The organism is Candidatus Nitrosocosmicus oleophilus (genome assembly GCF_000802205.1).
GTDB lineage: Archaea > Thermoproteota > Nitrososphaeria > Nitrososphaerales > Nitrososphaeraceae > Nitrosocosmicus > Nitrosocosmicus oleophilus.
In genome coordinates, this window is sequence record NZ_CP012850.1 from 134,977 (window position 1) to 156,117 (window position 21,141).

General features: G+C 34.2%; 23 protein-coding genes. 9 read left to right on the forward strand and 14 right to left on the reverse strand.

From position 1 onward, the window contains the following. Positions 1–203: 203 nt before the first annotated feature. The 8 genes from NMY3_RS00695 to NMY3_RS00730 form a co-directional block, all read right to left on the reverse strand. On the reverse strand, positions 204–1,412 hold the full coding sequence (locus NMY3_RS00695) for a cation:proton antiporter (protein ID WP_196817045.1): 1,209 nt from the start codon (positions 1,410–1,412) through the stop codon (positions 204–206). A gap of 115 nt (positions 1,413–1,527) precedes the next feature. After that, positions 1,528–1,965, reverse strand: coding sequence for a hypothetical protein (locus tag NMY3_RS00700; RefSeq protein ID WP_196817046.1), 438 nt, complete (start codon positions 1,963–1,965; stop codon positions 1,528–1,530). A gap of 353 nt (positions 1,966–2,318) precedes the next feature. Next, complete coding sequence (locus NMY3_RS00705; protein ID WP_196818437.1) at positions 2,319–2,687, reverse strand: cupin domain-containing protein; 369 nt, start codon at positions 2,685–2,687, stop codon at positions 2,319–2,321. A 278-nt stretch (positions 2,688–2,965) separates the two neighbouring features. Further along, on the reverse strand, positions 2,966–3,595 hold the full coding sequence (locus NMY3_RS00710) for a DM13 domain-containing protein (protein WP_196817047.1): 630 nt from the start codon (positions 3,593–3,595) through the stop codon (positions 2,966–2,968). Positions 3,596–3,781: 186 nt separating this feature from the next. After that, the gene (locus NMY3_RS00715; RefSeq protein ID WP_196817048.1) at positions 3,782–4,996 is read right to left on the reverse strand and encodes a thioredoxin family protein; all 1,215 of its coding nucleotides are present in this window, start codon (positions 4,994–4,996) and stop codon (positions 3,782–3,784) included. A 26-nt stretch (positions 4,997–5,022) separates the two neighbouring features. After that, positions 5,023–5,817: a cytochrome c biogenesis CcdA family protein gene (locus tag NMY3_RS00720; protein ID WP_196817049.1), complete on the reverse strand. Its 795-nt coding sequence runs from the start codon at positions 5,815–5,817 to the stop codon at positions 5,023–5,025. Between the two features lie 261 nt (positions 5,818–6,078). After that, positions 6,079–6,354, reverse strand: coding sequence for a hypothetical protein (locus NMY3_RS00725; RefSeq protein WP_196817050.1), 276 nt, complete (start codon positions 6,352–6,354; stop codon positions 6,079–6,081). Positions 6,355–6,437: 83 nt separating this feature from the next. Continuing rightward, positions 6,438–6,752: an ArsR/SmtB family transcription factor gene (locus tag NMY3_RS00730; protein ID WP_425319415.1), complete on the reverse strand. Its 315-nt coding sequence runs from the start codon at positions 6,750–6,752 to the stop codon at positions 6,438–6,440. A 703-nt stretch (positions 6,753–7,455) separates the two neighbouring features. On the opposite strand from NMY3_RS00730, the gene NMY3_RS00735 reads away from it, so the two are divergent. Further along, on the forward strand, positions 7,456–8,109 hold the full coding sequence (locus NMY3_RS00735; RefSeq protein WP_196817052.1) for a DUF7019 family protein: 654 nt from the start codon (positions 7,456–7,458) through the stop codon (positions 8,107–8,109). Positions 8,110–8,660: 551 nt separating this feature from the next. Here the strand turns inward: NMY3_RS00735 and NMY3_RS00740 are convergent. Together NMY3_RS00740 and NMY3_RS00745 are read right to left on the reverse strand one after the other, a co-directional pair. Continuing rightward, positions 8,661–9,662 carry a hypothetical protein gene (locus NMY3_RS00740; protein ID WP_196817053.1) on the reverse strand — a complete coding sequence of 334 codons (1,002 nt, stop codon included), beginning with the start codon at positions 9,660–9,662 and terminating at the stop codon, positions 8,661–8,663. A gap of 12 nt (positions 9,663–9,674) precedes the next feature. After that, positions 9,675–9,914, reverse strand: a complete 240-nt coding sequence (locus NMY3_RS00745) for a hypothetical protein (RefSeq protein WP_196817054.1) — start codon at positions 9,912–9,914, stop codon at positions 9,675–9,677. A gap of 436 nt (positions 9,915–10,350) precedes the next feature. On the opposite strand from NMY3_RS00745, the gene NMY3_RS00750 reads away from it, so the two are divergent. After that, positions 10,351–10,800, forward strand: coding sequence for a hypothetical protein (locus NMY3_RS00750; RefSeq protein ID WP_196817055.1), 450 nt, complete (start codon positions 10,351–10,353; stop codon positions 10,798–10,800). A gap of 262 nt (positions 10,801–11,062) precedes the next feature. Here NMY3_RS00750 and NMY3_RS00755 read toward each other — a convergent pair whose 3' ends face one another. Together NMY3_RS00755 and NMY3_RS00760 are read right to left on the reverse strand one after the other, a co-directional pair. Further along, positions 11,063–12,154, reverse strand: coding sequence for a beta-propeller fold lactonase family protein (locus NMY3_RS00755; protein ID WP_231100161.1), 1,092 nt, complete (start codon positions 12,152–12,154; stop codon positions 11,063–11,065). A gap of 734 nt (positions 12,155–12,888) precedes the next feature. Continuing rightward, positions 12,889–13,332: a hypothetical protein gene (locus NMY3_RS00760; RefSeq protein ID WP_196817057.1), complete on the reverse strand. Its 444-nt coding sequence runs from the start codon at positions 13,330–13,332 to the stop codon at positions 12,889–12,891. Positions 13,333–13,773: 441 nt separating this feature from the next. Between NMY3_RS00760 and NMY3_RS00765 the strand changes: the two genes are divergently transcribed. Next, positions 13,774–14,070, forward strand: a complete 297-nt coding sequence (locus tag NMY3_RS00765; RefSeq protein ID WP_196817058.1) for a hypothetical protein — start codon at positions 13,774–13,776, stop codon at positions 14,068–14,070. A gap of 399 nt (positions 14,071–14,469) precedes the next feature. Here NMY3_RS00765 and NMY3_RS00770 read toward each other — a convergent pair whose 3' ends face one another. Then, entirely contained in the window at positions 14,470–15,498 is a 1,029-nt protein-coding gene (locus tag NMY3_RS00770) for a WD40/YVTN/BNR-like repeat-containing protein (RefSeq protein WP_196817059.1), read from the reverse strand. A 539-nt stretch (positions 15,499–16,037) separates the two neighbouring features. Here NMY3_RS00770 and NMY3_RS00775 point away from each other — a divergent pair. From NMY3_RS00775 to NMY3_RS00785, 3 genes are all read left to right on the forward strand, one after another. After that, positions 16,038–16,610 (forward strand): HEAT repeat domain-containing protein, encoded by a 573-nt coding sequence (locus NMY3_RS00775; RefSeq protein WP_231100162.1) that lies wholly within the window; start codon positions 16,038–16,040, stop codon positions 16,608–16,610. Positions 16,611–16,679: 69 nt separating this feature from the next. Next, the gene (locus tag NMY3_RS00780) at positions 16,680–16,901 is read left to right on the forward strand and encodes a hypothetical protein (RefSeq protein ID WP_196817061.1); all 222 of its coding nucleotides are present in this window, start codon (positions 16,680–16,682) and stop codon (positions 16,899–16,901) included. 53 nt (positions 16,902–16,954) lie between these two features. Further along, positions 16,955–17,140: a hypothetical protein gene (locus NMY3_RS00785; RefSeq protein WP_231100163.1), complete on the forward strand. Its 186-nt coding sequence runs from the start codon at positions 16,955–16,957 to the stop codon at positions 17,138–17,140. Between the two features lie 93 nt (positions 17,141–17,233). Here the strand turns inward: NMY3_RS00785 and NMY3_RS00790 are convergent, their stop codons facing one another. Further along, positions 17,234–18,127: an IS5-like element ISThar1 family transposase gene (locus NMY3_RS00790; protein WP_196815659.1), complete on the reverse strand. Its 894-nt coding sequence runs from the start codon at positions 18,125–18,127 to the stop codon at positions 17,234–17,236. Positions 18,128–18,681: 554 nt separating this feature from the next. Here NMY3_RS00790 and NMY3_RS00795 point away from each other — a divergent pair. From NMY3_RS00795 to NMY3_RS00800, 3 genes are all read left to right on the forward strand, one after another. Beyond that, positions 18,682–19,785: a hypothetical protein gene (locus tag NMY3_RS00795; protein ID WP_196817062.1), complete on the forward strand. Its 1,104-nt coding sequence runs from the start codon at positions 18,682–18,684 to the stop codon at positions 19,783–19,785. Positions 19,786–20,380: 595 nt separating this feature from the next. After that, positions 20,381–20,515 carry a hypothetical protein gene (locus NMY3_RS16825; protein ID WP_257719995.1) on the forward strand — a complete coding sequence of 45 codons (135 nt, stop codon included), beginning with the start codon at positions 20,381–20,383 and terminating at the stop codon, positions 20,513–20,515. Between the two features lie 39 nt (positions 20,516–20,554). Then, positions 20,555–20,896, forward strand: a complete 342-nt coding sequence (locus NMY3_RS00800; RefSeq protein ID WP_196817063.1) for a nitroreductase family protein — start codon at positions 20,555–20,557, stop codon at positions 20,894–20,896. The last annotated feature ends 245 nt before the right edge of the window (positions 20,897–21,141 follow it).

Here is a 21,141-nt window from a genome sequence, read left to right on the forward strand (position 1 = left end):
ATAGATTATTCCATTGGTGGCCATTGTCGAGCAGCGAATGCGTAAGAATACAAACTTAAGTGGGGTGCAGCTCAGTATCGAAATCAAATGAACTCGAACTTGGTTAAAATATCTAAGTCCATAGGCCATGGTTTGTACTTATACTTTCTAGGTTAATCTTATATGAAAACATCTAATCCCAGTGTTATAATCAACTGCTCTCTCTAATTTTCTGCCAAAGTATTCTTAAATGATTTTTTCAACCAGATAGGAGTAATTATAGTAGTAGTAGCCACCATAATAATTATTGAGGTATAGATATCTGTAGAGAGTACTCCCGATGTCACCCCTACACCGGCCACAATCAATCCAACTTCGCCACGAGATATCATCCCTATCCCCACTCTCATCGAGCTCGTTTTGTCCTTAAGAAATATTAGAGATGGTAACCCACACCCGACTAACTTTGTGGAAATTGCTATTGCTATGATTATTCCAGAAATTACCAAAACATCCATATTAATACCTCTCAGGTCAACCTGAGCACCTATTATTGCAAAAAATAATGGTGCAAAAATAAATTGCAACTTTTGAGCATATTCTTCAACTTGTTTGACTAACTTGGTGCTGGCCACGGCCATTCCTGCAGCAAATGCACCTACAATTGGAGATAGACCTACATAGGCTGCAACACCTGCAATACCAAAGAAAATAGCTGTGGTAATTCCCTCTATACTACCTTTTGACTTCCACAATTTTTCTCTATGTAATATTCTTGGAACAAGAAAGATAGCACCAATGAGTAACACTGCGAATAATCCAAGGATTTTGAGAATAATAAATAATATATCCATTATTTGAGGTGCGGTGTCACCTGATTGCACCATAGTAACAACAACCGATAGTACGGCTATCGCAAGTATATCATCGACTATTGCTGCTCCAAGTATAAGTCGTGCCTCTTTTGATTGCATCTTTCCTAATTCAGTTAATACCTGAATAGAAATTGCTATACTTGTAGCTGTTAATGCTGTGGCTATGAGTAGTGTTTCAAATGAACCGAGTCCATATATTGAAAGAACTGCGAACCCAACAGAGAATGGCACGATTACGCCGATTGCGCCAACTGTAAATGATGCTATTCCACCTCTCAGAAATTCTCTTGGTGTAATCTCAAGTCCAGCAATAAATAAGATTATGATGGCGGCTAATTCTCCGATATATTTGACTGTTTCATCAAGAACCACCAAAGGTTCACCACCAAATAGTGGGAGTCCACCCAAAGCATAAGGACCGACGATTATGCCTGCCAATAATTCACCTAATACCACCGGTTGTTTTATCCGTTGGAATATTTCTGCTAATATTTTGGCAGAAAATAGAAGAATAGAAAGTGAAATGATAATATGAATAAAGACAGATTCGGAAGCCATAGACTACAAGTTTCCTTCAATATTTTCATTATAATAGTATAACAGTAGAGTAGATTGTTTTTTTTTTTTGATTGTACCCAACGAGCAAATTCTACATACACTATGCTTAACAATCTTAGAACAAACTTTTTGGTACGTCATCTAATTCGTAGTAGTAACCTAATATATTATCAACTGTGTGTTCTAGTTGAGTATTACTGTTTATTAGAACGAATACAGTTTTCTCAAATTCATAGATTTTTAGTATTCGCAAGTTTTCATATTCTAAAACTACCCATTTTAATCTTCCAAGAGTACTATTATTTACCATTGTTGTATGCATTACTTTATCTGTTTGATATTTTTTATCATTTCGGATATGGTTCATGTTCAGACCTAAAGCTGGGACTATTATAGAATCAACATAGTTTTTATCGATGTTGGAGTTCTTTGCAACATACAGTTCTTTCATTTGGGAGGATACCAAAATAAAAACAGCTAAAATGTCATCATCAACTTCTACTAGATGCCTTATTTTATCATAGTTTTTATTTTCTGCATTATGTTCATTCACTCTAATTTAGTATGAATTTAGACGGATAAATCGTTTTAATTTAAATTCCCGAAATCGTAGTAGGAAATAAAAATTCTTGTAGGAGTATAAACTTAGTTTAAAACTTATGAATTTCCTTAATCTAACTTAATTCTTATACTTGTATTTTTTTCAAGCTGAATAGATTAATTTACATATGTATGAGAGAAAAAACTACAAATTTTTGAAGCAAGCTGATTCCTAGTTTAGGAAGTATTTAGATTTGCTTGCAAATAAAATGAAAGAATTATCATGATATAAAAACACTCAGAAAAAAATCGTCTTTGAAAACCAAAAAGATTTCTGGCTATATAACCAGTGGAGGTTTATATCTCTTATTCTGGTTTCTTTGCGTAGTCCCCCATACCAGTAAAGTCAATAGAAACACATGGTTCATCCCCAATCACCCAAGCATCGTGCCCTGGCGGGATTATGGCAGAATCTCCTGGTCCCCCTTCAATTTCCGTTCCATCATCCATCCTTACTTTCATTCTTCCTGAGATTATTACTGAAGTATGTGGAGCCTGACAACTGTTTGTTTTAACTAGTGGTTTGACACATTCCCCCCAACTCCAACCGGGCTCGAGAGTTGCTCGACCAATTATGACATTGCCCAGGTTTACAATTTCAACCTTTCCCTTTGCAAAGGTTCTTACTTCATCAGGAGAGTCGAAACTTTTTGCTAGTATTTTTGTTGATGACATCTTTATTATCAAAAGTAGGTTTGTATTACTTTGATTATAAGCATTATTCCATATCTGTTCCAAATTCGTTCCAGATTTTTGAATTACTCCGACTATTTGTATTTCACAGAATGATTTCCTGTTATATCATGAAGTATCGATGTACGATCTTACCTTTAATTTAAACAAGAATGAAGATGATATGAGTAAAATTTTTCACAGATTATTACTATTAATCACAGTAAGGTGGATCGACTGATTTCTTCCAATTTCTTTGTCATTAAACTTTTAGTTCAGCACTACCAAATAGAACTGAAAAATGCCTTACACCATATTAGAGCGGTATCGTACTTTGATAAATCAGTACCAGGAGGTATATCGTAATTTTGATTTCCATTATTAGCTTTTAGTCTCCCAAGATTCACAAAATCTACTGCACTTTTATCTGTTGATAAATAAACATACAAATCAGGTCCATTTGTTACTTTTAGATTTTCTAATCTCAGTACATTTGTATTGTCCTGGAGGGGAATAATTTTTGCTGTACCTTCTGCATTGTGAATTCCATCATTAACACCGACAAATGCACCTGAAATTAGTGGTTGATTTGATTCAAATGAAATAAAAGTTTTATTCATAACTTCATCAATCTTGCGGCTGTTGTCATTATTTGAATTTGCATATTGAATCATCAGCTGGTTTTTCTGAGAATTGCTCATGTTCTCTGCGACTCTGACCCTCTCATCCTCACTCATCTTGTTATATTTCTCAAATGAAATTGAAGAAGCCGAATTGGAAGGAAACTGCTCATTTATTTCTGTTGATATGAACAATGGCGAGGCTAGATAAAGTGCTATCATCAAGCCGACGATACCAAGTGTTGGATAAGCAATTTTCTTAAATAGGGAGTAATGTCCATTACTTTTCATAATGAACAGATTAGATTGAAAGGTAATAAGGGATCTTCCCTATTAGACCCAAATCTATTCCAAATATTGGTTTTGGTTTTGGAATATTTTTTTGCAAAGTACAGTTAGTTGTAATCATGCAAAATAAGATCCTAAAATTGAATTAAATGGTTTGATATATGTATCGAATTTCAGATCGTTCCGGTCTTATCCGAATGTAAAAGTATATATCTGAAATCCCTTGCCTTTAACATCAATGATTATAGATCTTGGTTCATAGTCGTCGTAAAGTCCTACATTGTATAGCCGTTGTTTGTCCACCGTAACGTTTCCATCCTTTCCGATATCAATAGCGTGATTATCAGTGTCTATTTTTGACCTGTTGTTCTCCGAAATAGACACTTGCTGACCATTACCTGATGCAACAATGTTGATCGCTTTTGCGTAATAGGTCAGAATGATTTTACCATCATCACTAATTAATTCCATATTATCTTTATTGTTCTTCCAAATTCCGTCAAAGTATACGATATTAGGTTCCAATGACGTTTTATTTGGATCAAATTTGTAGTCTACTGATTCATCCGGTTGGAAGCTCTCTATATTACCCAACGGGGATCTGGCCGTAGAATATCCAAGATATATTTCAGGCGAGAGATTTTGACTAAGGTTTGTATAATCAAGACTATCTGATGTCATATTAGTCAGCATTGATTTGTTTAGGTTAAATGTTATTTCGGTCTGGTTTTCTAATGAGGCCCTTTCTGCAAGTAGTGTTTGAATAGTTTTTTCGGATTCATTGTATCCACCTTCTCCAATGTGATCGTCTCTAATATATCCCTGAGAATCTATAAGATAATGTCTTGGCCAGTAATTGTTGCTATAAGCATCCCATGTCTTGTGTTCGCTGTCGAGGACTACAGGATATTTGATACCAAATTCTTTAACAGCATCCTGTACATTCACCAGATTTTTTTCAAAATCAAACTCTGGTGAATGTACCCCGACAATAACAAAACCCTGGTCTGAATATCTATCATACCAATCGTTAAGATATGGAATAGTTCTGATACAGTTTATACAGGTATATGTCCAAAAATCCAAAAGTACTACCTTGCCTTTTATATCTGACAGTTTTACAGGTTGGTTGTTTGCTGTATTTATGTAAGAATCAATTCCAGTCAATTCAGGAGCCTTTACAAACCCACTTTTATCTATGCTAGTAAACGCTGTTTTATTTAACTTTACGGTTATCAGATCACCACTCTTAATTAATGACTTGTCGACCATGTCTTCTAATTGCTTTTGTTGTAAATAGCTTTGAGAGGTATTTACATAAAAGTTAAAGTAAATCCCAAATCCAGTAATTAACGAGATTACCGCAACGGCAGTAAGAATTGCACTGATATTATCTTTGTTCATAATTTAATCATCTCATCTCCTAATCGTCAATTGCCAATCAGCGGTCCAATGAATGGAATATTAACGAAAAGGGTTAATTGGTTGAAAAATATTAACAATCCTATTACTATTAGAATACTCCCCATTATGAGATTGAAATATTTTAAATGTTTTGTCAGCTTCTTGATTACTCCGGTTGCTTGTGAAAAAAACGCTCCTGTAATTAAGAACGGTATTCCCAAACCTAATGAATATGCCAATAACAAGTTGTAAGCCGTTCCAGGGTTTGTGGCAGCTAATGTAAAAGTACTGCCCAAGATGGGTCCTACACAAGGGGTCCATCCTGCGGCAAAAGCTATGCCAAATACAAAGGAAGTGATATAACTTGTCTTGAATTTAGGAATTTTAGTAAACTTTCTTTCCATATTAAGTCGACTTATTTTTAAAGATAAAATCAAATTTGTACCAAATGCGATAATAACAATCCCTCCTATGTAGGACAAATATTGTTGAAAATTATTTCCAATGGAAGTAGCAAAAATACTATTCAGAATGACACCCAATACTGAAAATACGAGTGAAAATCCCAGTACGAAATAAACTGTGTTGATAAAAATATTTAGTCGTGCCTTTTTTGAAATAAATACTATTTGATTACTATTTTGATTTTTATTTTCTTGGTGGTTACCTTGGACATTTTGAATGTAATCATTTGTTGCCTCTCTAATTGATGAGCTGGACAGATAGGACAAAAATCCAGGAATAATGGGCAGAATACATGGAGAAAGAAATGAGCCAAGACCTGCAAGACCTGAGAGTAAAACGCTAGTTTCTAATGCCAATATAACATCACCAACCTCCTTTCTTTGTAAGGTCCGTGGTTGCAATTACAATTGTCAATGCAATACAAATCAAAAGGTTTTTGTTCATGGAAACATTAATCATAAAAATGCATTAATAGTTATTTCCAGATCTATACCAAATCTATACCAGATCTTAATTGACAAAAAGGATATTTGATTTTATTTAAAGGACCGGTGAGTCATACACTGCTCCTAAAAAACAACAATTCGAAAACGAGAATAGATGATTGACTCTGGATTTTATTCCAGAGTTATCTTTAGGAATATGATAAAGCCCGCCATTTCAGCAATGGAAATGGTTAGCAGATAAGGTACAAGTACATCCGAAAACAGCATGGACATGATAATATATGAATAAACAGATATTATGCTGTTTATCATAAGTAAGCTGCAAAAGAAGATCAAGCCTAAAGTAAAGTTGGCCCTGCTGTTTCGGTAAATTTTTGCAAATGTAAAAACCAAAGCACCTAGTAATCCCAAATTCACCAAATTGATAAGTGCATTGATTGTACCCATCCAAACATCCATTTAACTAAATCGTATGTAATTGCAGTGTATGTATTTATTTATTTATTTCCAGATCTGTTCCATATTCTAATCTAGGTTTTGTTTAGTCTGGATTTTTGGATTTTATCTCTTACTTCTTTAAATGCCTCCATGTTTACCTCTAAATAAGTTGATATAAAGTACAAAATACCATATTTTTCTCCTTCTTTTGTAATTAAATTATTTTTTTCCAACACGTGTATATGGTGTTGTATAGCCTTATAGTCAATTTTGATAATATCAGATAATTGATTGATATTGTATGGTTGCTCAAATAGCAGTTCTATTATAGAGATTCGATTCATGCCGCCCCTTGACCCTGCAAATAAAAACCAAAACAGTTTCTTAGCGTTAGGGTCGGCCATTATCCATCTTATTTTTGTTTAACCATTTAATAGATACTCTATATAATAAGTTTGACATATTTGGTATTGAATTATCAAGATCCAGATTAAGCAGTTCTCATTTATGGGGCTTAAGTTCCTTGTGATAAAAAGTCGTGATGCAATTTAAAACAGGATAAATATTTGATATTGCTCATTTAATTTTTCGAGTCTGAACTGGTTCCATTCACGTTTTGTCAAAAAATGTCTCCAGGGGATTTAAACTGTAATATACTGAATTTTTGAAGTAATGTTTAGTTTTACTAACCTATCATTCTCTGATGTTCTGTTAATTTATCAGTTTCACCAATTATAGGATATTGGGGTTTTCGATATGCTTTTCTTGTAAGATATTTAATCTGATAAACCATGAATCGTGACCTTAGTTATCGGTCGATTTAGTTTGGATAACTTCTTGATAGTTGCAATTACTTTAATACCATACAAGGCTGTTCGAATCAAATCCTTACTACATACAGATGGATCACAGTTTTGTAGCCGTAGTTGTTATTTTCCAGTAGACAGCATGAATACAATTAGATAATCAATTTGTCTTAAAATGTAAATCTATTGAAGGTATTTTGTCATGGTATGATGACTATGTAGCAGGTATCAACTCAAAAAAAAATTTGATTTGACGCCAAAAGTTTACATTTTAGTATGATATATACAAAATCGTGAAATTAATATGAAGTATCTATACGTTTCTGAAACTAAAATAGATATGCTTTATCCTCAAATACTAAAAACCATCTTGGACAACATTGATGATGAATCGAATATTAATACTGGATTTGGTTCTACTTTAACAGCAATTCCGGATAGTGGAAAAACGCTCTATGACAAATTAGATTTAGTTTCTAGTTATATAGAAAAGGAAGGTACTGTCGGGACAGTAGATTCCCCCCTACAATATTTCAAGGGAATGCTTCCTATGCGTTGGGGCTCTTATGGTAGGGATGAAAAGTCACAATTGGTTTATTTTGGCGGTATTACCGATACTGGAACAGTATTGGGCCTCGGTGGATCAATGCATCATGTTTTAGAAAAAGAAAGAGGAGGTTCTCATGCTCAATCGCATTCATTATCTTTTGCGTTAGCAAACAAATTAAGTGTGGAATTAAATATTCCTTTGACTCCTGGAGATAAGTATGAGATAGAGGGACAGAGTAGAGCATTTGCTCTCAACGATGAATCTTATCTAGAGGCTGTATCGCTTGCAACACATCAAATGGAGGGGCCTTTACAAGATCTGGAATTTCTGGCCCAAAGACTAGTTGCAGGTGGTGAAGACAGAAAAGTTGTATTAGGAACTCCCATCTATGTTGCAGTCGCAGGATAAACTTTATCATTATAATTTATTAACCAAACGGGATTGCACTAGGTATGTGAAAATGCTATTGATTATTTACTTTGATTATCAAAAGAAAGATTTTACTACCTTCTTTAATGAAATCGGGTTCAAATAAAGCGATTCAGACGATCCTACCATAAATCGGACTCTTTAGTAGTATCCCGGGTAACAAATGCAATGGGCTGCTCTCCCCTAGCTTGTCGTGCTGATACTTGTTCTATAAGTTGTGACTGTGATCATAGATATTGCACTCAACCACTAAACAATGCAAATGAAGTTAATACAAAAACGATTTTATTCATCTTTGTATTGATTTGGGAGTATGTATTGAATCTTCTCAGACTTGAAAAAGTAAAGTTGTTCCTATTTAACTTGACACTATATACCAATGCCATGTAAATGAAAAACTGGATACAGAATCCGTTAATTGATCTCTATAATGATACTTACTGACAAATATATCTACAATGGGAAACTACTGGTATCATTGTGCTGAGGATTGTGATGGGTATATGCCTTGATTGGCTGTGTTGCCAACACTATCTACCGCCTTTTTGTGCTGCTGCGTTGTTTCCAGTGTTTGTTTGACTTTGTATGTTTGCGTTGTTTCCAGAACCAGCAGTATTGCCACCAGATACTACATCACTACCTTGGTTAGAGGATTGTGATTGGCCTATGCCTTGATTGGCTGAATTGCCACCACTACCACTACCATCTTGTTGTGCCAGTGCATTGTTTCCGCTATTTTGTTGGTTTTGTGCATTGAAATTGTTACAAGAATCAAAAGTTCCCGAACCTGATACACATAGAGCATTTTGGTCAGAAGATTGTGCTTGATCTATTCCTTGGTTAGCTGTGTTGTCATCATCGTCATCGTCATCGCTGCCACCACTTTGTGCTGCTGCGTTGTTTCCAGTGTTTGTTTGACTTTGGTCACTTAGATTGTTACATGAAAAAAAGGTGCCGTCACCTGATACACAAACACCGAGTTGGGTTGATATTTGTGATTGGCGTATTCCTTGAGATGCTTCGTTACTATCATCATTGGAACTAGAACTAGAACTATCGTCGTTACTACTGTCACTATTACTACTGTCACTATTACTACTGTCACTATTACTACTGTCACTATTACTACTGTCACTATTACTATTGCCATTGTTATTATCGAATACAATATTCTCGGCGGATTGGAGATTAGTTACACATACAGCTTCCAACTCACCATTATCGTTAAATTGTGGTGCCAGTTTAAAAGACACTACGTCTTTAACGCTGGTTCCAGGTTTTATTGTCAGGTCAGCTCCACTCAAGGCATCTGTGCCTGAGAATGAAGATGGAAGTTTTGTCAGGTCAGCATTGTCATCTCTAATATCGACCTCTCCGGGGGATTCAAAAGTTATAGATTCTACCTTTGAATCATTTCCGCAATTATCAGAATCTTGGCTCAATGTTACATAGTGATTATGCCATACTGGATCACTGGCATTTGATTGTTCTTCACTATCTTGAACTCCTGCATGAGTTGTACTAACTACCACAGCATCTAATCCCTAGTCAGTTAATACACCATATCCAAAGGCACCTCCATCACCATTCGTTGGGATGTGTCCATGAGTTTCAAGAAATGCACTCATTTCGTCTGAATCTGCACCTATCGTTGCTTCTCTGATATTGAGAAAGTCATTCTTATCTCCAGCTGAATTAGAAGACGTAGATGAAAATGCTAGACTTGAAGGTGATATCGCTAATACTAAAAGCATAAAAATAACAGGAATGAATTGATAATTCACTATTCAATGCAATATAGCGAAATATTTATACATTTTGTATTGTTATAACAAATTTTACAACTATTTCGAATTTTATGTAAAATACAACAATACAATATGATTTAGCAAAAGCAATCAGGTACACTAAGAGAGCCTGAGAGTTTGCTACGTAATTATGAAGTTAAACAAGCATGGATTCGAATTAGAAAAAATATTAAAAAATATCTCCCAATTAAAGATAAAGAAACCAAGCGAGAATGACCTTGATTAGAATGTGTTTTAATAAACTGAAGTGACTAGCGACAATACCCAATTTACTTGGTGAAATTAGATAACCGGTCCAATCTATTTGTGGTTATTATGATCGTGAATTGAAAAGGCTTGAGTGCACTGTGCCTAATCAATAAATAACAATAACAATACTTATATAATTATTCTTACCAAGTTAAAATATTTTATGACTGAAAATGAAAAATTTAAAAACATATATGAAAATGCATATAATCAGCAAAAACAAACCATGGAACTAAATTATACTCAATTCAAAAACATGATTGAAAATGCATATCTTCAACATATACAATCCATTGAACTTTATTATACTCAATTGAAAAACATGATTGAAAATGCATATAATCAGCATATACAAATGATCAAAACGAATGCATCTATAATGAAAAGCTATTCTAGCATGTTTGGAAATAACGAAATAGGGAAAAATATTGAAAAGATGGAATCAGATTTTTTAACTCTAAATGAGGAATCAAAAAAATCAATGATCGGTCAATTAGACCTCATTAAAGATAATTACCTATCTAATGCTGCTAAAATAAATGAAGGATATCATAAGATGCAAAGCATTGATAAGTTTGTTCCCAATCCTGATGGCTCAGTGGGATCCAAATAGAAATTTAAAGAAATAATTTTAGTTGAATAGTTTATTTCACTATTCAATCATGGGTTTTTAGCAGGTTACGGGTAAAAAGAATGAAACTTTTTTTGTAGAAGTAGTCTTTCACTTTATGACGGCTACATAATATGCCAAGTTCATCCAATTTTCATTTGTATCCAAATTTCAGATAGAGGTTTTGGCATTTACTACATAGACATCGAAGAACGATGTATCAAAAATTCATGATTCTGAAAGTGCATTCTGAAACGCATGCAAATTAGTGAATTAAGGTTACTAAACCTTCCGTCCCAGTGAGCGTACCCGTTACGTAAGTCCCATTGTTTGAAGGATTATACGTCAGTGCTAATGGCACATTATTAATATTTACTGTTTCTGATATATCATTACTAATACTGTCTATAATAGAAACAGAATTTGATACCACGTTAGCTACGTAAATGTTGTTGTTAGCTGGATTAAATTCCAATGCAACAGGTTCGGTACCGACCACAGTATTGCCAAGTAATGTTTGATTTGATCCTCCAATTACCGAAACAGTTCCGGAACCGTAATTTGCTACATAGGTATTTTCGTTAGAAGGATTAAATACTATTGCTTGCGGTAACAGGCCCATCTCAAGATTGTTGATTACAGTATTATTAGTACTTTCAATAATGGAAACTGTTCCTGAATCACGATTAGCTACGTAAATGTTGTTGTTAGCTGGATTAAATTCCAATGCAACAGGTTCGGTACCGACCACAGTATTGCCAAGTAATGTTTGATTTGATCCTCCAATTACCGAAACAGTTCCGGAACCGGAATTTGCTACGTAAATGTTGTTGTTAGCTGGATTAAATTCCAATGCAACTGGATCACGGCCAACATCAACTTCCGTTATAACAGTATTAGTATTACTGTCAATTATTGAAATAGAGTTAGAAATCTTATTTACTACGTAAATGTTGTTGTTAGCTGGATTAAATTCCAATGCAACTGGATCACGGCCAACATCAACTTCCGTTATAACAGTATTAGTATTACTGTCAATTATTGAAATAGAGTTAGAAATCTTATTTACTACGTAAATGTTGTTGTTAGCTGGATTAAATACTATTGCTTGTGGTGACATACCCACCTCAATGTTTTTAATTACAGTATTATTAGTACTTTCAATAATGGAAACTGTTCCTGAATCACGATTAGCTACGTAAATGTTGTTGTTAGCTGGATTAAATACTATTGCTTGGGGAAATTTTTCTACCGAAATGGTCGAAATCACACTGTCTCCAAAGACATGGTCCACTCCTTTTGATGAAATTAGAATCATAAGCGTAAAAATTAATCCTGCAAAAACTATTGAGAACATGTTTTATATTGTGTTATTACAGGTGATATATATAACAATTTCATAAATGTTTATGGCTCTGATGAATTGACTTAATCCCTGAACCAATAAGTTTGTGTCATATGTGGACTTTTTATTTTGATTTCTCGGTGAGGATGTCAACTTACTAAAGCATTCAAAATGGTTCGACGGGGCGCTAGAGATTTGATTATTAAACATGGTTCAACGAATAAGAATACTTATGACAGAAAAATGGACTGTATAAATTGGGTATTATGGTGTTGGAAGTAGTAGAACTTTCCATTACCCCGATTGAACGGTCTCCCTAGGGCTACCGGCTGAACGTCAGCGGTTCCGGCTTCGTACCAAATCGAACGGTGTATTGGCGGTTAGGGGGGTGAGGACCATGGGTCTGAAGATTTTATCAGCGCTCCTAGTGGCGGCTGAGTAGTCGGTCCAGACGAGATGTTCTTCTTCACTGATACCGCTACTGGCGCAAACTTGAATGAGGACTGTAGAGGCCAAGACGAGACCTTTGCCGACGCATACTATACTTATCCTGGAGCATCTCACCGCAAGTCCAACACGATCAAACGCAACTTCTGAATTCCGATTGCGGCAGCGATGACTGAATAAAGCATCCATAAATTCGAAATCCGAGCGTTTGGCAATGAGTTAAGCTTTGACAAATAAGAGGAATTTATCTATTAAGATAAGTTACAACATCGGAGTTTTTCAGAGGACTAAATATTTTTTTATTTTGACATTACGACTAGATATTTGATGCCTCCTTCTTGTGGTGTTGTAGATACGTCAATTATTTGAAACTCATCTACATTTTTTATCAAATCTGCAAGCCTAAAAATGTGATAATTATTGAATGATTCTAGAGCTAGGGTATTGGCACTTTCAAAAACAACTTCAACTATTCTTCCACACTCTCCATTATCATTACAAAAAACATTAGCAGGTTCGTTTAACAAAGTTTGATTCCAACTAGTATATTGTGGAATCGTAACTTGATTTGATGTACTGGTTGAGGATGGATTCTGTGATTGGAGATCAGTTTGATTTACCTCTGAAGTGGCAGGAGGAGTTGGTTGAGAATAACTGTAATTTATTCCTGCAATCCCAAGGGTTATAAATAATGCAGTTGTCAAATAGAATAATTTTGAGTATTTTTGAGTAAAGATTTTCATTTATAAAATTGAATCTTCTCCCCTTATTATTTTTTGATTTTCTAGACTTAGATATCTACAAACTATTTTTTGATATTGATATTTTATTTATAACTCTTCTAAGGAATGTGTAACCAAAATAAATTTTGAAAACAAATAACAGAAATAATTCAATTTGATAATTTTATAAACTATTATGCACAATGAATGACAAATGCAATTGTCTTTTTGATTTTTTTATAATTTGGTATATGTCGAATACAAAAATAGTTTCAATTAATGAACAGAACCTTCTATCAGTGTCACAAGTTTAAATCTAGACTTTTGCTTTATTTTTCAAAATTGGAGTAAAGTATAATTTCCACTGTATTTCACCTCTCCTAACCTCGTAAACGTAGTAGGTTGATTGATAATTATATTTAATCTAAAATACTTAATATTTGGTAATCATATTGAGCAATTATGAGAACAAAACTCAAAGAATTCATTGACAAAACACCAGATACTTATCATACCTTTGAAAGTGCTCACTATAATCTGCATATAAATTCAGGTAGAGAATATCTTTCATTATATGGTCAAAACGCTACTAGGCCTGATGTAATTATATCAAAAGATAATCAGGTTGATGATTTAGAGATAAAACACGAACCCAATAAAAAACAAGTCATCATATATAGAAAGGGGATTGAATTCATAAATTTTGAGTATCTAAGTCATTTCACTGTTAACTTTGAATTATCCAAAAATTATAGATGAGAAATGATATTATGGTAAAAACCATTCCTACCCAATCCCATGTTGACAAATGGCATGGTTATCTCTATATCTTATTAGCTGGTATTCCCCTATTAGGATTGATTATATAGTATGATACAGAGAGATGGATTCAATTATTAAAAATCTCTTGATAAGTTATTTTAATAAAATATTAAATCCATTGTTTGATGTTGATACTAAAGAAAAGAATGAAAGCTAAATCTCTGTGATTGTTAAATATCTTGATTTTTTTCTACGTATTCCCTTAAAATCTGTATTCCTTGGTCCCCCCTATTTTTAAAAATCTGTTTCTTGGTCTGGGGGTCTTTCATGTTTATTCTTATGATTAAAGCTAATTATACATAATGTTCTAATCCAGCGAGTTTTAACGATGGCAATCTATCCTCTAACCACCAAAGCCCAAGGATGTTGTAAACAATATTCCCTAGACCAAGGAATATCCAATACATTCCACGATATTCCAGAATCTACTGAGCTGTATATTCCCCTGTTATTCAAACAATAGAATTCATCCTTGATCTTGGGATTAGCTTGAAGAATAGAAATTACTGTTCCCTTGGATTCAGGTAAACCATTATTAGACAACGTCCATTCTTGATTTTCTCCGTTAGAATCACGTCTATATACAAAGGTCTCTAGATCTTGAATAGCATGTGACTTCCAAGCATTACTAGCTGCTGATACTACTATATTTGAAGGATCATCTGAATTTACCGCAACACCATAAAGATAAGTATGATTTCCTAATCCCTTATTTTCTCTATACCATGTATTTCCATAATCTCTGCTTTCAAAATATCCATCGCCTGCTGCAGAGTAAAGTCTTTGTGGAACCTTCTTATGAGTTCTTAACGTGTGAGTATCATATGGTCCGTCTTTTACTTTGTCTTTCCACGACTTACCTCCATCAGTACTCTTGATTAGTGCTCCTGCCTCAATTGCAACGAAAATATAGTCTTTATTATTTACATCAGGTTCTATCCAACGAACGTGATGAGTCCATGGTCTGGGAGGAAATGACCATGCCGAAGATGAAGGTAATTTGTTAAATTCATCGATTTTTTCCCATATGCTACTTCCATCAATTGACGAATAAATTATACTTGGTTCCATTCCTACAAATAACTTGTCAAACTCCTTTTCACCTTTTTCCATAGGGCTTGTAGCAAGAGACATAATGTTACAACCAGAGGTATTTAACGAGGTTTTCTCCCATGTATCACCGCCATCATCAGTTTTCCAAAGTCCATTATCAAAAGTACCACAATACGCTCTCTTAGAGTTTTGAGAATCCAATGCCAGGCTGCTCGGACTCAACCCTTTTAAGTGTTCTCGAACTCTCCACCCATCTTTTGAAGAATCCACTACCAAAAGTGAGTTTTGTAGTGAAGCTAAGATAGTAGTCAACTATAATAATCATTTTTACTCCTAGATAACATTATTTGAGAATTAATTTAGAAGGTATATGAAATGCCAACCTGACGACGAGTAGATACCCAGGACAATCATCCTCACAACTCTGTTAGTTCGCATCCATTGGAAATAGTAACAAACTTGATTATAAAGGTAGGTTGAAATAAAATGCCGATAAAGTAACAATTTAGGATTGTCACGAACATACCAAATAAAGAATTTTCACTATCAAGCCAATGGTAAAATATCGATTCAACCTAAAATTAAGAGTGATCGAAACTCCATCTATCAGTCAATACAATACGTATTTTTTTAGTTGTCTTGTTAATACCTTTTATTTGAGAAAGACAAGGAATGCATTTCCAACATTAAATACAATTAAGAAGATTCCGATAATCCGGATTGGATAGGATGAATGTCAATATTGGAACAAAGAGTGGTTTTGTCTATGATTTGAAAACATAGTTCAAAGAGCAACATCTACCTCATACATCCCATAGATTCATTACTTTTCCTTTGAGTTCTTCTATTTATTGATACATTCTCACGATGGGAGAGCCAAGAACAAGCGAAAAACCTTAAATAATTCTTCTCAAACAACTGACCCATTAATGGAAATTATCTTCGATGAGTATGACATGAGAAAATTGCCACCTAGAGAGCGACTAGACAAAATTACATATATTTTAAGAAACGAAAGAGACGAATCCATTCGATGGGATTCTGTTTGGCTTGCAGGAGAGATTACTGAAGTGATTGACACAAGTGATCCTATTTTTGCTGAAATAGCCGACCTGATGGTTTGGGTCTTGCTTAATGACGATAATGGGATTGTAAAACATGAGGCTGCTTTTCAAATTGGCGTGCGAAACATGAGAGCGAAGATTCCTTACCTAGTTAACTCTGCTCTAAATGATAAAAATGAACTTGTAAGACACGAAGCTATAGAAGCTTTGGGTTTGATGCGAGCCCACGAATGTAAGGAGGATTTGAGAAAGATGTTAGATGATCCTAGCGATGCAGTTAAAGAAACTGCTGTTTTTGTACTAAAAAGACTTGATAGGCTGACAAATAGAAGAGGCTATAAAGTAGAGGCGATACTGTAATAGATCTAATCATCAATATTATCAAGTTTGGCTTATGACATTTCTTTATGCTATAGTTACTAAGAATTGGTGAAAAAGACTTTGACATGGAAGAAGCTATATGTTGGGAAAACGAGTGGCACAGGTGAAGGGCTTTTTACAAAGGTAAACTTTAAGAAAGGAGATCATATTTTCACCTGGGAAGGAACATTGAAAAAGGGTAGATATCCTTACTATGTAGGCTCCAGGTGGTTACAAATAGAAAAATACCAGTGGATCGCTCCGCTTAGAAGTAATCCTGGCTGTACATAAATCATTCTTGCAATCCAAACTCTGGGATCAGAAATTCCGTAAATATTGTTGCAATGAAAAATATCGAAGAAGGTGAAGAAGTGACTTTTGATTATTCGACTTCGGAAAGTGAAAATGGATGGTATTTGAAGTGTCATTGTAAAAATAAGAATTGCAGACGCATCGTTAGATCTTACATGCATTTATCTGCAGAATTAAAACTAAAGTATAGAGACTTTATTTCTGAATACCTCAAATGATCTAGTATACTTGCTAATCTAGAGGAGAATAATGGGAAGATTCTGCTTTGTTGCATAATTCCTTATTCTCCGGTTATCATCATGATCATCATGTTATATTCTTCTAAAAATGTTATACAATGATACTTTTATCATGATCTCCTTTACCATGTTTTGAAACCTGTTTGCTGATGTGTATTCACCAAACATTCTCTTTATAGCTGAGAACACAGTTTCAGATATCCATCTCTGTCCGTATTTTCTTTTTGTCTTCCATTTCAACAGATCCTTTGCTTGTAACTTTACTTCGTTGTTCCTTAACCTATTGTTTTTAGGAGAAACAATAGAGTTCCTTCTTACCTTTATACCTGGATTGATCTTTTTGTCCTCAAGATACACAAAGTTTGGATTTGAATCATAGGCTCCATCAGCTAGTACCGATTTTATCTTTACAGTGTTTGGTTCTCTCGAATCCAAAACATGATTGACTAGTTTCTTTAGCATTTTCCCATCATGTACCTTCTCATCTGTCACTTCCAAAGCAATGATTTTCCTGGTCTTTATGTCTACAGCAACGTGGATCTTGAGATATCCTTTTCTATTTTGTGTATTCCATTTCTCATCCATCCACTGACCTCTGTTAGTAATCTTGATACCTGTACTGTCTATTGATATTATTAGGTCATCATCGTCATCCATCTTGTCTCTTTTAATATCGATGTTTAGCTTGTTGATTCGTTTACAGATGTGACCATAACTTGGTGGATTAGCAGGTAACCTTTTTCCTGTGGCCTTAATTATACCTTGGGTTTGTCTGTATGGTAGGTGAAATAAATAGCGAATGTAACCAATGGCCAAGATGAAAGAATCTGGAAATACAAATGGTTTACCCTTTTTGTTTATATTCATATTCTCTATCTCTGAACCCCAACCATCAAGGAAATCATACGAGAAGAGGATCTCACCGCGTTGAACTAATGAGCGATTGTAAGAGGGCCAGTCTATCACAAATAATCAATCTGTTCATTCCAGCTAAATATGTTGAGTTAGGCGACAAAGCAGAAGATTCCTTCAATATTCCCATGTAAGATGAAAAATATCGCAAAGGATGATCACAGTGAAATTAAATCCAGTTAGGAGAGACACACGGAAATTTACAAGATAGAAATGTGAAGATGTGAAGATATATGAGATAGGAACTCGTACTCAGAATAACGACGGCCTCGTTTTATTTGTGTAATACTCATGGTTATCTTTGATTGGGCTGGACTTTTAGAATGTTTTTGATATTACTGCTGTAAAATCATTCTATATTTGTATTAATATAGATACATAATACCTTGAAATTTTTTTAATACCATTACGAAAAAAACTAAACTACCAACCCTGTAGATGAGCATTGTGCTAAGGAAATCATACGAACACTAGAGTCAAACTAATATCGGCAAGAGACAAAATGAAAATGATATGACAGTACAAAGGATCAGGACACATCAAATTAAACTGCATTGTACAATAAATTGTCGATGAATTTAAATAATTTGTAGAAGATTGACATTCAATTGAGCAGAGCAAAAAATATTGAATCTGCTTTTCAAATCAAGTATAAAACGAAGTATTTGCTCTTCGGATTTATTATTGCAATAGCTGCAGCTATCGTAATTATACATATAATACTATATAATACTAACGATGATAGATACATAGGCACAACTTCAGCAGTTTTGTTGGGATCATCCACCTGTATGGCACTGTTTATAATACTTTCAAATCCCAGAAATATAGAAGTTCAGAAATTTAAACTCGTTTTCGTAGGAGTATCCCTCTGGTTCCTTGGTGAATTCTCCTACACGTATTATCAAATTGTCTTGGGTATAGATGCTCCATACCCGGGTATCGGAGAAATTTTCTATGTTGCAGGATATGTGCCTCTAATTCTTTTTACCTACAGATCATTTAAGACTATAAACAGAAACGGCATTATAAAACATAGTTCGATAGTAATTGTAGTAACACTAGCATCTATTTTGCCTGTAATATCAACTATCCAAATTTTTAGTCAAGAAGTAAATTTTCAAATCCAATTGCCCGACATAGTGATTAGTACCATAACTAACTATGGTGATATCGTTTTACTCTCTCTTTCAATACTCATTCTAACCAAGTTACCCAGAAGTAACCCATATATCTATCATTGGATATTATTTACCTCTTTCCTGATATTAGCAACCATCACAGATCTCATCTACTTAACCGCAGCGATTGTTGATGAAGAATTTCTTTCAAAGACTGAATGGACATGGAAAGCGATGTGGGCGTTGGCCTATCTATGCATTCTAGCTTCATTATTTTGGTATTATAAACTGATTCAAATATTAAGCGAAAACTCTGCAGAGTACTACAGCCGATTGCTGGAAATGTCAGGCTATGCAGCAAAATATGATAACAATATTTCAGTTGAAACCAAAGGAGAACTTCTCAAGGAGGATCAATTGCATACTGATAATATGCAAGATTTCAAATTGGTTGAAAATCGTATTAATGAAATAATAAAAGGTGCAAAATACGAGATCGCTATTTTATTTTGTAATTTAACCTCTTTGAGAATAAGCGAAACCCATAGTATCCTAGAATTTCTAAAGGAAAAAACAAGGTCGAATATTTAGTAAGGATTCTTTTTCCGTCAGGTGTCGACGACAGAATTATTGATAGTTATAGCGAGATTGCCAATGTACGGATCTTTGAAAGAAAAATAGATGATGATAATATTATCATAGTACCTGACTATAATAAAGTATTACTGACTTCGACTTCTACCGCAGATCCTATCAAAGACGACAAGGAACCAGCATATTTTGTATCATATTCGGATAACGAAAGAATAGCCTATGCATACATAACAACGTTTGAAAAATTATGGTTACTTCAAACCGTAACGAAATTGGAGGTAAGATGAAATCATTTACTACTTGAATTTTAACTATCATACTAGTCCCTCTGTGGAGAAAAAGATTGATCTCCCCCTTGATGCAATTCCTCCATCTAAATATTTCCTGTTTTATCACAGAAGTTTTGAGAATCTTGTGTACAAACTAAAATCCCAAATCTACATAGGCACAATATATAAACCTCACATATATTGAAGACTTTTGAAAAATCAGAATTCAATTATCTTGATCTGTTTTTCTTTACGAATTCATAAATATCTAAAAAGAAACTGAAATTTCTTAAATATGTATGATTCTTAATATATTTCAGAGTATGAATACTATAGATTGTATTGCCACAAAACTGGATATAAGAGAATTTAATGATGAGAATGTCTCGTCAAGCATAATATCTACAATTCTTGATTCTGCCAGGTATAGTGGCAGTGGCCTAAATACTCAACATTAGAGATTCATAGTAACAAAGGAAAAAAATAACCTAAAGAAATTGTCTGAAGATAGTATTAGCGGGCAATGGATAATTGGAGCAAATTTTGCTATCATAATATTAACAGATCCAAAATACGGTTTTCATGTACTGGATGCAGGAAGAGTTATACAAAATATACAATTATCTGCCTGGGACAACGCTGTTGGTTCAGGATTATATACTGGGATAAGAGAAGATAAAATGAGAAACGATTTCAATATCCCATCTAGTTTGAGCATCTCTGCGGTGGTAGGTTTTGGGTATCCTAAAAAGTCCATTACAGGGAAGAGGAAAAATCGCAAACCATTAAACGAATTGGCTTACAAAGAAGTTTTTGGAAATTCTGATAATTTGCTGTAATCGGTCACAGAAAAGAATCAACAAAATTTATTCTGATATGACATCCGATGAGGAGTGTGCGGGTTTCCGTTGCAATTTTCCGCATAAAGGAGGTCCAAACAGGATATTTCAAGATTTATTTACACTTTTCAAATACTGAATATTCAAAATGAATTATTATGAGATACCGTTTATGTAAACAATCTGGTCAATATTATTGATTTAGACCTGTCCTCTATTTTTAATATTTGATATTAGATGTTTAA